Below are 11,895 nucleotides of genomic sequence, written 5' to 3' on the forward strand. Positions count from 1 at the left end.
CGAAGGCCTCTGCGCCGACAAGCCGGCTTCTGCATGAATGTTTCTGCGAGCCAGGGCGCCATGTGCAGGTGCCAACGTTGTGTGTTTCAGAGAGACCCTAACCAAGAGAGGATCCGATGACTTATATAGCTGCCGAAAATCGCTATGACGCCATGCCCTATCGTCGTGTCGGTCGCAGTGGCCTGGTGCTGCCGGCATTGTCCCTGGGGCTTTGGCACAACTTCGGCGACAGCACGCCGATTGATACTCAGCGCGCTTTGCTGCGCACGGCCTTCGACTTGGGGATCAATCACTTCGACCTGGCCAATAACTATGGCCCGCCCTATGGCAGTGCTGAGATCAATTTCGGCCGTCTGTTGCGTGAGGACTTCAAGTCGTATCGCGACGAGCTGATCATTTCCAGCAAGGCCGGTTGGGACATGTGGCCCGGGCCTTATGGCCAGGGCGGGGGCTCGCGCAAGTATGTGCTGGCCAGCCTGGATCAGAGCCTACAGCGCCTGGGCCTGGATTATGTGGATATCTTCTATTCCCACCGTTTCGACCCCGATACGCCGCTGGAGGAAACCGCTAGCGCCCTGGCCAGTGCGGTGCAGCAGGGCAAGGCGTTGTACATCGGCATTTCTTCCTACTCGGGGCTCAAGACCCGGGAGATTGCCGGATTGCTCAAGGAGTGGAAGGTGCCGCTGCTGATTCATCAGCCGGCCTACAACATGCTCAACCGCTGGATCGAGAAGGACTTGCTGGACACCACCGAGGCGTTGGGTGCCGGGGTGATCGCCTTTACCCCGCTGGCCCAGGGCTTGCTCACCGATAAGTACCTCAATGGCATTCCCAAGGATGCGCGGGTCAATCGTCCTGGTGGCGGATCGCTGCAGGCCGCGCATTTGTCCGAGGCCAATATCGCCCATGTGCGCGCCCTCAATGAGATCGCCAGGAATCGTGGCCAGAGCCTGGCGCAGTTGGCCCTGGCCTGGACCCTGCGGGATCCGCGAGTGACCTCGGCGTTGATTGGCGCGAGCCGGCCGGAGCAGATCATCGAGAACGTCGGTGCGTTGCAGAACCTGAGGTTCAGCGTGGAAGAGCTGGTGCAAATCGATCATTTCGCCAAAGAAGGGCGGATCAATCTCTGGGAAAAACCCTCGATGGCAGAGTAAGGGCGTTGAGCCGTTCAGCCATGAAAAAACCCCCTGCAAAGTGAGGTGCAGGGGGAGGGGGGGCCGCCTGGAGCAAGAGCGGCGGAAGGAGCGGTTGCTGATCCAGCTATTTCGTCGTGACGGATGTGTTGGCGCTGACCTTTAATGCGGGGTTGCGTGGGGTGCTGGCAAGGGTGCGCTCCTCTGAGTCATCGAGGTGGACTTTCGCGGTTACCGAGAGGCCTGGCCGCAGGCGTTCAAGGCCCGGTTGGTCGGCGTCGAAGCGAATGCGTACCGGAACCCGTTGCACGATCTTGGTGAAGTTGCCGGTGCCCGGTTCGAAGGGCAGGAGGGCAAAGGTCGAGCCCGAGCCCGGCGCCAAACTTTCCACGGTGCCGACAATGCTGACACCCGGCAGCGCATCGATCTTGATCCGGGTCGTTTGGCCGGGGTACATGTGTTGGGTCTGGGTTTCCTTGAAGTTGGCCAGTACATACAGGTCGTGCAGCGGCACCAGGGTCAGCAGGCGTGAGCCCGGTTGCACGTAATCCCCCACCTGAATCTGCCGATTGCCAACGGTGCCGTCCATCGGCGCATAGATCGTGGCGTGACGCAGGTCTTGCTGAGCCAGCTCCAGCCTGGCCTTGGCGGTCACCACCTTGGCCTTGGCTATTTGCAGTTGTGCCTGCAGGCGCTGGCGTTGGGCAGACGTCACGGCCTGGTCGTTTTCCGCGACTTGCAACATGGCTTGGGCATAGGCGTGACCTTGTTCCGCAGAGATCGCCTGGGTGCTGTATTTCTCGACCTCGTTACGCGCTACGGCACCGGTGGTGACCAGAGTATCGAAGCGATTGCGCTCGGCCCCGGCGCGCTTGGATTCCGCCTGGGTGGTGCGAATCGAAGTGCGCGCCGCCAGCACTCTGGCACTGGCCAGGTGCTGTTCTGCATCCTGAATCGTCAAGGCTGCTTCAGCCAGGGCGACCTGGGCCTGGTTGTCGGCCAGATCGCCTTCGGCCAGGGCGACTCGGCTGTCGAACTCTTCGCTGTTGATGCGTACCAGTGGTTGCCCGGCGGTGACGGTCTGGTGGTCCTTGACCAGGACCTCGGTGACCAGGCCATGTACCCGTGGCGCGACGGAAGTGGCGTCGGCGGCGATATAGGCATCGTCCGTGGCCTCGGTTGACGGCGTCATCAGCACCCAGCCCACCCCGACGGCCACCAGTGTCAACGCGATTGCGCCAGCGATCAGCGGGCGTTTGGAGCGTCTACGCGGCTTTTCCGGCTCTTGAGCGGCTTGCAGGATGGCGTTTTGAGTCTGGGTGCTCTGCTCCATGTTGATGCTCCGTGCGGTTTTGAATTACGATCATAATATTAATATGTCGGTCGCAATACTACAGGGAAGTACCTACCGTGACGACAAGCGCATCTGACCTCCCTGACGTGGGCGCCCAGCCTGCTCAGCAGTCCACTCGACGAAAATTTCTGGTCTTCACGATCATGGCTTTTGGCATGTTCATGGCCTTGATCGATATCCAGATCGTTGCAGCTTCGCTCAATGATGTGCAGGCCGGACTCAGTGCCGGTCCCGATGAAGTGAGTTGGGTACAGACCGCCTATCTGATCGCCGAACTGATCATGATTCCTTTCTCGGCCTTCCTCGCCCAGGCGATTTCCACTCGCTGGCTGTTCTCCGCCAGCGCGGCGTTTTTTACCTTGTTCAGTATTGGCTGCGGCATGGCCTGGAACATTGAGTCGATGATTGTGCTGCGGGCGCTGCAGGGCTTTGCCGGTGGAGCCATGGTGCCCACGGTGTTTGCCGTGGGCTTCGTCCTGTTCGAAGGCAAGCAGCGGGCGATGGTTCCGGCCATTCTCGGGATGACGGCGGTACTGGCGCCGACCCTGGGGCCCACGGTGGGTGGCCTGGTGACCTTCTACCTGGACTGGCGCTGGATCTTTTTCATCAACGTGCTGCCTGGGTTGCTGATCTGCATTGGCGCTGCGCTGCTGATCGATGTGGATCGTCCCGACCTGTCCATGCTGCGGCGTATCGACTGGTTGCACTTTGCGGCCATGGCATTGGCGCTGGGATGTTTCGAATACGTGCTGGAAGAGGGACCGCGCAAGGACTGGTTCAGTGATGACGGCATTCTCATCGCAGCCTGGGTTTCCATCGTCTCCTTTGGTTTGTTTATCGAGCGCTCGCTGTATTCGAACAATCCGATTGTGTCGTTGGTGCCGTTTCGCAATCGGACCTTTTCCATCGCCTGCCTGCTGAACCTGGTGATCGGTTTCGGCCTGTACTCATCGACTTATCTGGTGCCGGTATTCCTCGGGCGAGTACGCGACTTCAACAGCCTGGAAATCGGTACCACGGTGTTTGTCGTGGGTATCGGGCAATTGGTCAGTACGATCATTGCGGCGCGGGCTTCGGAAAAAGTTGATCGACGCCTGATCATTTCGGTGGGCTTCCTGGGGTTGGCGTTGAGCTTGTGGCTGACTTCCCGGATTACTTCCAATTGGGGTTTCGATGAACTACTGGTTCCCCAGGTTGCGCGCGGCCTGTTCCTGATGCTGTGTATTGTTCCCAGCGTCAACATGGCCTTGAGTTCATTCCAGGGGGCCGAGTTGCGCCAGGCTTCCGGGTTGTTCAACTTGATGCGCAACCTGGGCGGGGCCATTGGTATCGCCACGGTCAATACCTGGCTGCAGGACGATGCCCGGACCCAGGTGCTGCGCCTGTCCGAGTCACTGGGGGCCAAGGCTGTGGCCGCACAGGAACTCATGGGGCAGTTGGCCCTGAAGATTGCCGCAGAGACTCCGGATTCCACCCATGCCTTCCTGATGGCCCAAGGGATACTTGGCCGGCTGGTGGGACGTGAAGCCCTGACGCTGGCATTTGGCGATGTGTTCCGCCTGATGGCGATGATGTTCGTGGTGGCGCTGCTGCTGGTGCCACTGTGCAAAGTGCCCCCGGCCGAACCAGGTGTGGCCGAGGATGACAAGTGACTCGCCGCCGACGTTGCCGTTGCCAGGGGGCTACATGATCGGCGGACCGGACCTGGCCTTACGCAGTTGGCTGGGGGTGCAGCCCATGCTTTTCCACATCAAGCGGCGCAAGGCGGTTGAGTCTGCATAGCCCACTTTGAAGGCAACTTCTTCAATGCTCATATTGGTGGTCTCCAATAAGCTTTGAACATGTTGCAGGCGAACTTTCTGAATGAAGGCCATGGGCGGCTTGCCCGTGGCACTGCGAATTCTTCGGGATAAAGTTTTCTCGGTGATCCGTAAATGTTCGGCAATGGTGCTGAGGGCCGGAACGTTGGGCAGGCAATCTTCGATGAACTTCTCCAGCAGAAGCACTTCGCGATTTTCTGTCTGCAAGTTGGATAAGGCCATGTAGTGATATTGTGCGGGGCGGCCATCTATCAGCAGGTAGCGCATGGTCAGCTCCGCAACTTGATTGCCCATCTTATTACGCAATATATAGAGCATCAGGTCCATTTGTGACATGCCTGCGCCTGCTGTAATCATATTTCCGTCATGAATAAGCATGCGTTTGGTATCAAGTATCGCCTCGGGATAACGCTGCTTGAAGGTGTCATACAACTGCCAGTGAGTAGTGACGGTCTGGCCTTCGAGAATCCCCGCTTCCCCCAGGACGAAAACCGCCGAGCAAGAGGCTGCCGTCTGCTGCCCCCGCAGGTGGTGTTCGTGCACCAGTTTGCTGAGTTTGCGAATGTCGTTGTGCCCTAGCCGGGTAACCAGTTCCGTGGACAAGCTCAGGCCCGGTTGCCTTTTTTCCGTGCGGCAGCCAAAGAAATCCAGCTCCTGGGTGTTCTCCAGGCCCAGCCCCGGTATGACCAGCATGCTGCCTTCAATGGCCTGGACCTTATCCAGTGGCAGTGCATCCAGGCGCATGCCGTTCCTCATGCGTACAGATTCACTGCTGCCGATGATCTTCCAGGTAATGGTGGGTCGTCCCATGACTTCGGCAATCTGGTTGGCGGTACGCAGCACGTCCAGGGTGATCGCGACACTTGACCCCATGGCACCTTCCAGCGCGATAAGCGTGAGCACATCCATGTCCATTTTCTCCCTGTAAGTGTCCATTTGTGCATTAGCAAAATATACAAGCTAGTGGCAGACTTCTCAACGCATCCAGATTCCACTTTCGCAGCCCGCGTTATTCTCTGTGGGACATAAAAAAAGATGCATTCATCAAGTGAATGCGCTGTTCTGTCAATAAAATGACATCTTTAATACTGCCTAGTAAAAGCTCCCCTGCTTAGGGGTGTTTGTTCGGTTCCTTAGTGCTGAAAATAATAAACGACCATTAGGTCGATATATGGCTCTCCATTTAAAAAGGATTTTGAATGAACTACGCCGTGCCTCGTGATTATCTAAATGACGTCAATCAGACCTTCTCAGCGCATCTAGCAGTTGATGATCTGTCATTGGCCGAACTCCTGGGTGTCGAATGTTTAAGTTCGGTTACCGAAGTGCTGGCTTATCGCGCCTGGCGCCAACCGGATGCGACGGCCTTCATCCACTTGCTCGATGGCGAGCAGGATGAGGCGCCGATCAGCTACGCCCAACTGTGGGAGCGTAGTCAACAATTGGCCGCTGCGCTGCAGATCTTCGAGCCCCGGGAAAAGCGCGTGTTGATGCTGTTCGAGACGGGCATCGACTACATCGTTTCGCTGTTTGGTCTGCTCCTGGCCGGTGCGGTGGCGATCCCGGCGTTTCCGCCCGTCGGGACTCGGGGCCTGGAGCGCCTGGCGTTGATTTGTGCCGATGCTCACCCGCAGATTGTGCTCACCAGTGCGCGGTTCATGCGCAGTCGGGAGCGGGTCAACGCACTGCTGCAAGGCGACCTGCCAGAGCCGCAATGGGTCGACCCGGAAGAACTGCCTAGCGCCGACTCATCCTGGCAGGCCCAGGGTGTCGCTCCCGGTCAGTTGGCCCTGCTGCAATACACCTCGGGTTCCACCTCGGCGCCCAAGGGTGTGATGTTGACCCACGCCAACCTCTACAGTAATTGCCGCAGTGCCAGCCAGTGGATGGGCGAGGCCAAGGACCGCGTGGGCTGCAGTTGGCTGCCGCCGTATCACGACATGGGCCTGATGGGCGGGATATTGCAGCCGATCTACGATGCTTTTCCTACCGTGCTCATCAGCCCCGGACATTTTGTCCAGCGCCCTTTGCGCTGGCTGGACGCAGTGTCCAGGTATGGTGCCGACGTCACCATCGCACCGAACTTCGCCTTCGATCTGTGTGTTGAAAACATTACCGATAGTGAAATGGCCGCTCTGGATCTGAGCAAGCTCAAGGCGATTTATTGTGGGGCCGAACCGGTCCGGCAAAGCACCCTGGTGCGTTTCTCCGAACGCTTCGCCGCCGCGGGTTTCAACCCGGCGGCCCTTGGCCCCTGCTATGGGCTGGCCGAAGCGACCGTGTTGGTGTCGGGCAAGCGCCATGATGAGGCGGCATTCAGCACCCAGGTGGATCGGGACCAACTCGCCCGCGGCACCCTGGCCATCGTCGAGGCCGACGATGGGTTCGCATTGCCATTGGTTAGCAGCGGTCGGGTGGCTCCGGGCCTGCGCCTGGCGATTGTCGATCCCGTCAGCCTGCAGCCGGTCGGCGCCGGCCAGATCGGCGAGATCTGGGTCCAGGGGGACAACGTGGGTGCCGGTTACTGGGGCAAGGAGGCACTCAGCGAGCAGGTATTCCGGGCCACTGTGCCGGGTGTCGACGGGCACTTCATGCGCACTGGCGATCTGGGGGCGTTGTATCGGGAGGAGCTGTTCGTCACCGGTCGCCTCAAGGACCTGATCATCATTGCCGGGCGCAACCTCTATCCCCAGGACCTCGAACTGGCGGTCGAAACGGCCGACCCGCGTATCCGCAGCAATGGCTGCGTGGCGGTTGGGCTGGACAATGGCCAGCAGGAGCAGTTGGCAATCGTGGCCGAGATCAAGCGCAGTGAAAAGCTTGACGAGGCCCAGCAGGAACAACTGCGTCAACTGATCACCAGCACCCTGGTCAGCCAGTTTGGCGTGGCCCCGGCGCGCATCCACCTGGCGCCCATGGGCGGCATTCCGCTGACCACCAGCGGCAAGGTCCAGCGCCAGGCCACCCGCCAGGCGCTGCTCAACGACAGCTTGTCGCGTTATGGCGCCGGGCGCTCCGCGACAGCCACCTCGGCACAACCCCTCAAAACTCCTACGGATGCCCTGTCATGACGGCCATGAATCCCCCTATCGACCGTACCGGTCAGCGCGAGCGTCAACTGGCCTGGCTGACGGTCGGTGTTCCGGCAGTGGGCACCGTGGTGGCCCTGGTCCTGGCCTGGCATCAGGGCATCGGCTGGCTGGAGGTCGGTGCGCTGGCCAGCATGTACCTGCTGACCGCCCTGGGTGTGGAAGTCGGGATGCACCGCTTCTTTTCCCATCACGCGTTCAAGGCCGGTCCGGTGGTCACGGCGTTCTTTGGCATTGCCGGTTCGATGGCGGCCCAGGGGCCGATCCTGTTCTGGGCGGCGACCCATCGCCAGCACCACGCATTCACCGACAAGGAGGGCGACCCGCACTCTCCCAGGCCGCTGAAGGAAGGCTTTGTAGCCAACATCCAGGGCTGGTGGCACGCCCACCTGGGCTGGTTGTTCAGCTTGCGCAAGCAGAACTGGAGCCAGTTCGTTCCCGACCTGCTGCGTGACCGCCTGACCATGCAGATCAACCAGCGCTACTACCTGTGGATCATTCTCGGCCTGCTGATTCCGGCCGCAGTGTGCGGGCTGATTACCCGCAGCTGGGAAGGTGCACTCAGCGGCCTGCTCTGGGGCGGCTTCGTGCGGATCTTTCTGGTGGACCACGCCACGTGGTGCATCAATTCCTTTGCTCACCGCACCGGCTCCCGTGATCACCCGACCCGGGACACCAGCCGCAATGTGTTCTGGCTGGCGATTCCAACGGTAGGCGGCGGTTGGCACAACAACCACCATGCCTTCCCGGCGCTGGCTCATGCCGGGCTCAAACCCTGGCAGCTGGACTTGGGTGGGTTGTTCATCGAACTGCTCGCTCTCTGCGGCCTGGCCTGGGATGTAAAGCGGCCCGGTTCGCCAGCGGCTGCGGAACCTTCAGAAAGCTGATTGCCGGTACTCACCTCACAGGAAGCTATTCATGGACGAACTAGTCACAACCACAGCGACTCCAGAGATCGGCGGGATCGCTCAGCTGAGTCCGAGTGCGGCGAAAACCAAGGCCCGGATTGCGCTTGCGGTGATGCTGGTGCCGCTGTTCGGTGCCATCGAGGCGATTCGCTTGTGGGTCACCGGACAGGCGCACGCCCTGGACTTCATCCTCTTCGGGGTGTTCTACGTGATCCAGATGTTCGGGGTTTCGATGGGCTACCACCGTTACCTGGCGCACCGGGCGTTCAAGACCTCGCGACTGATGAGCAGCCTGATGTTGATCGCCGGCTCCATGGCGGCGCAGGGCCCGATTCTGTTCTGGGTCACCACCCATCGTCGGCACCATACCTACAGCGATCAGCACGGCGACCCGCATTCGCCGAATCTGATGGGCCAGAGCCGCTGGGAACGGGCCAAGGGCCTCTGGCATGCCCACATGCCCTGGATGCTGGCGCCAGACATGTCGAGCTGGAATTTCTTTGCGCCGGACATCCTGCGTGACCGTCGCTTGTTCTTCTACAACCAGACCTACCTGCTCTGGGTCGCCCTGGGCGTGATCCTGCCGGGGCTGATCGGCGGCCTGGTGACCCAGAGCTGGTCCGGTGCCTGGAACGGGATGATTTTCGGCGGCCTGGCGCGGATCTTCGTCGCCAACCAGGCGGCCTGGTGCGTGGGTTCCATCTGCCACCGCTATGGCGGCCGGCCTTTTGTAACCAACGACCAGAGCACCAACAACTGGCTTATCGCGTTCCTCACCTTTGGCGAGGGGTTGCAAAACAATCACCACGCATTCCCTGCCTGGTACCGGCATGGCGTGCATTGGTGGGAGCCCGACTTGTCGGGCTGGACACTGGCGTTAATGGGCAAGCTGAGACTGGTCTCAGATCTGCGTTCACCGTCCCAGGCAATGATCGACAAAGTCCGTAAGCGTCAGGCCGCATCCTGAGCAGCTGGATCGTTAGGTCGCTACATCAACCCAACTCATCAAGGAAGATCCCATGTCCAACTTCATTTCCAACTTGCTCAGCACTCTGAGCTTCTCAGAGAAAAAACAGGCGGCGGTCGAACTCAACGAGGAAAGCATCAAGCAGTGGCTGGTGCAGAAAATGGGCACGCTGCTGAAGATCGACCCCGCCCAGGTCGATACGGCCCGCAGCTTCGAGTCCTATGGCCTCGACTCGCTGGTGGCGGTGAAAGTGGCGGGCGACCTGGAAAAGTTCATGGAGCAGCGCCTGTCCCCGGCCCTGCTGTTCGAATACTCGAGCATCGATGACTTGTCCAAATACTTGGCCAATGAACTGACCACATCCGAAGTCTGACTTCACTTCGCAGGAGCTTGGCCATGGCTTTCTTACAGATGCCTACGCAAAAAACGGACAAATTCAACGACTTGCTCCGACGCTCACAGGAGATCGAAGGCTTGCGTCTGACCGACGCAATCCCCAAGCACCTGTACCAGCCACGGGTATGGCGCGGAATGCTCAGCTTTGTCGTCAGCTACATGCTCTACATCGGTGCGGTGGTAGCAGTCGCTCATGTGCACTGGATTTTCTACCTGCCGTTGTGGCTGATTGCCGGCCTGGGTGGCTGGGGCCTGTTCTGCGTTGCTCACGATTGCGGGCACAACTCGTTTTCGCGCAATCGCACTTTCAACCACATCCTCGGGCATATCGCCTTGCTGCCGTTGCTGTACCCGTTCCACGGCTGGCGTCATATGCACAACATGCACCACGCCAACACCAACAACCTGGAAATGGACGTCGACTGGCGCCCGGTGCTGCGTGTGCAATATGACGCCATGCCATGGTGGGACAAGCTGGTCTACAGCAGCACCCGCACCTGGCTGTTCTGGCTGGGCACGGTGAACTATCAGCGTCATTCGGGCTTTCGCCCGTCGATGTTCCACAAGCTCGAGGCGCGCAACGAAGTGCGCCGTTCGATCCTGTTCATGGCCGTGGCCGCGCTGATCTATCTGCCGACCCTGGTGTATTTCACCGGCTTCACTGGTCTGTTCCTCTACTTCATCGCCCCGTGGCTGGCGATTCATGCCTGGTTCAGCCTGACCACCATGATGCATCACATCAGCGATGAGACGCCGTTCCTGACCAAGGAGCACTGGAGCTTCAACAGCAGCCGGCTGCTGTTGACCACCGACTACATGTACCCCAAGTGGCTGCTGTTTCTGACCCACTATATTTCCGTGCACACCGCGCACCACGTGGCACCGATCATTCCGCACTACAACCTGACTGAAGCCCAGGCCGCGTTGAAGACGGCCTTCCCGGGCATGGTCAGGGAGAAGCCTTTGACCGTGCAGGACGTGTGGCATGTGACGCGCAATTGCCACCTGTACGATCCGGTCAACGGCTTCTATGAGTCCTTCGATCAGCCGGCCCAGGCGACGGGCGACCAAAGCACGCCAGGTGCCAGGGCTGCCAACAGTCCCCTGACCATGAAGCAGCAGCTGCTGCGCAGCTACATGGGCGTACTGGGTTCGATCTCGCTGGACACCGCCGGCTCCAAGGCCACGGACCTGTTCGGCTATACCCGCGAATACATCAAGCAGCCAGACAAGGAAATGAGCCCACTGGGCGCCCAGCGTTTCCATATCAAGGGTGTTCCGGGCGTTCCCCACGGCTATCAGTGGGGCACGGGCAACCAGACCATTCTCCTGGTGCATGGCTGGGGTGCGGACAGTCGCAGCCTGTATTCCTTCACTCGCGCCCTGCAGCGCCAAGGCTTCAAGGTCGCGACCTTCGACGCCCCGGCCCACGGCATCTCGCCGGGCTCGCTGAGCACCATGACCGAGTTCAAGGACGCGGTGAAAGCGGCGATTGTCGCTCTGGGTGATGTGGTCGGGATCGTGGCCCACTCGCTGGGCGGCATCGCAGCCACCGGTGCCCTGGCCGAACTGGCCGAGACCCATCGGATCAAGGCCCTGTGCCTGCTGGGTTCGCCTGCCAACCTGCCGGTGGTCATCGAGCGCTGGGCCAATGGTTACCTGAAGCTCAAGCCGCAGGTGGTCCAGGCCATGCACCGCGAACTGTGGAAGCGCAACGGCGTGCCGGTTCAGCACTGGGACATCCCGGCATTGGGCAATGCCCTGCAATTGCCGATGTTGGTGCTGCATGACCTCAACGACCCGATCGTGCCGTTCTGCGAAGCGCAACAGATCACCACGCTGATGCCGTGGGCGAAGCTGGAGCCGGTGTCCGGTCTCGGCCATGTGCGGATTCTTTCCGATGCCGCGGTGGTGGAGCAGGTGGCGCAGTTCCTCGCCGAGAACATCAAGGTGGCCGAAGCGGCTCAGGTCAGCGCATGAGCACAATGCACAACCTTTGGATAATGGTTACCCACCCATGACGACCTATGCTGAAAGCGCTGTGGCCGAGTCCGGCCTGTGGATGTGCCTGATTTGCGGCTGGATCTACAACCAACGGCTGGGTGATCCCGATTCGGGGGTGCCTCCGGGCACCGCCTGGGATGACATTGCCGACGACTGGACCTGTCCGGAATGTGGCGTGAGCAAGTTGGACTTCAACATGGTGAAGCTGTAACCCAACGCTTGAA

At 60.1% G+C, this 11,895-nt stretch carries 10 protein-coding genes; 8 read left to right on the plus strand and 2 right to left on the minus strand.

Annotated elements, in window-relative coordinates:
* Window positions 1–116 precede the first annotated feature (116 nt).
* On the plus strand, window positions 117–1,154 hold the full coding sequence (gene mgrA, locus GV819_RS05065) for an L-glyceraldehyde 3-phosphate reductase (protein ID WP_161754087.1): 1,038 nt from the start codon (window positions 117–119) through the stop codon (window positions 1,152–1,154).
* A 106-nt stretch (window positions 1,155–1,260) separates the two neighbouring features.
* Here the strand turns inward: mgrA and GV819_RS05070 are convergent, their stop codons facing one another.
* Window positions 1,261–2,466, minus strand: coding sequence for an HlyD family secretion protein (locus GV819_RS05070; protein WP_161754089.1), 1,206 nt, complete (start codon window positions 2,464–2,466; stop codon window positions 1,261–1,263).
* A gap of 164 nt (window positions 2,467–2,630) precedes the next feature.
* Here GV819_RS05070 and GV819_RS05075 point away from each other — a divergent pair, with 164 nt between their 5' ends.
* On the plus strand, window positions 2,631–4,139 hold the full coding sequence (locus GV819_RS05075) for a DHA2 family efflux MFS transporter permease subunit (RefSeq protein ID WP_178124657.1): 1,509 nt from the start codon (window positions 2,631–2,633) through the stop codon (window positions 4,137–4,139).
* A gap of 30 nt (window positions 4,140–4,169) precedes the next feature.
* On the opposite strand, the gene GV819_RS05080 is transcribed toward GV819_RS05075, so the two are convergent.
* Entirely contained in the window at window positions 4,170–5,216 is a 1,047-nt protein-coding gene (locus GV819_RS05080; protein ID WP_256667359.1) for a GlxA family transcriptional regulator, read from the minus strand.
* Between the two features lie 290 nt (window positions 5,217–5,506).
* On the opposite strand from GV819_RS05080, the gene GV819_RS05085 reads away from it, so the two are divergent.
* The 6 genes from GV819_RS05085 to GV819_RS05110 are packed head-to-tail and all read left to right on the plus strand — an operon-like array spanning window position 5,507 to window position 11,882.
* Entirely contained in the window at window positions 5,507–7,378 is a 1,872-nt protein-coding gene (locus GV819_RS05085) for a fatty acyl-AMP ligase (RefSeq protein WP_161754095.1), read from the plus strand.
* Window positions 7,375–8,283, plus strand: coding sequence for an acyl-CoA desaturase (locus GV819_RS05090; RefSeq protein WP_161754097.1), 909 nt, complete (start codon window positions 7,375–7,377; stop codon window positions 8,281–8,283). Before GV819_RS05085 ends, GV819_RS05090 begins: the two co-directional genes overlap by 4 nt.
* Before the next feature lie 31 nt (window positions 8,284–8,314).
* Window positions 8,315–9,271, plus strand: a complete 957-nt coding sequence (locus tag GV819_RS05095; protein WP_161754111.1) for an acyl-CoA desaturase — start codon at window positions 8,315–8,317, stop codon at window positions 9,269–9,271.
* A 52-nt stretch (window positions 9,272–9,323) separates the two neighbouring features.
* Entirely contained in the window at window positions 9,324–9,644 is a 321-nt protein-coding gene (locus GV819_RS05100; protein ID WP_161754113.1) for an acyl carrier protein, read from the plus strand.
* A 23-nt stretch (window positions 9,645–9,667) separates the two neighbouring features.
* A complete protein-coding gene (locus tag GV819_RS05105) occupies window positions 9,668–11,647 on the plus strand; it encodes an alpha/beta fold hydrolase (RefSeq protein WP_161754115.1) in 1,980 nt (659 codons plus the stop codon).
* 37 nt (window positions 11,648–11,684) lie between these two features.
* Complete coding sequence (locus GV819_RS05110) at window positions 11,685–11,882, plus strand: rubredoxin (protein ID WP_161754117.1); 198 nt, start codon at window positions 11,685–11,687, stop codon at window positions 11,880–11,882.
* Window positions 11,883–11,895 lie beyond the last annotated feature (13 nt).

Origin of the sequence: Pseudomonas sp. Fl5BN2, assembly GCF_009908205.1 — a bacterium.
Taxonomy (GTDB): Bacteria; Pseudomonadota; Gammaproteobacteria; order Pseudomonadales; family Pseudomonadaceae; genus Aquipseudomonas.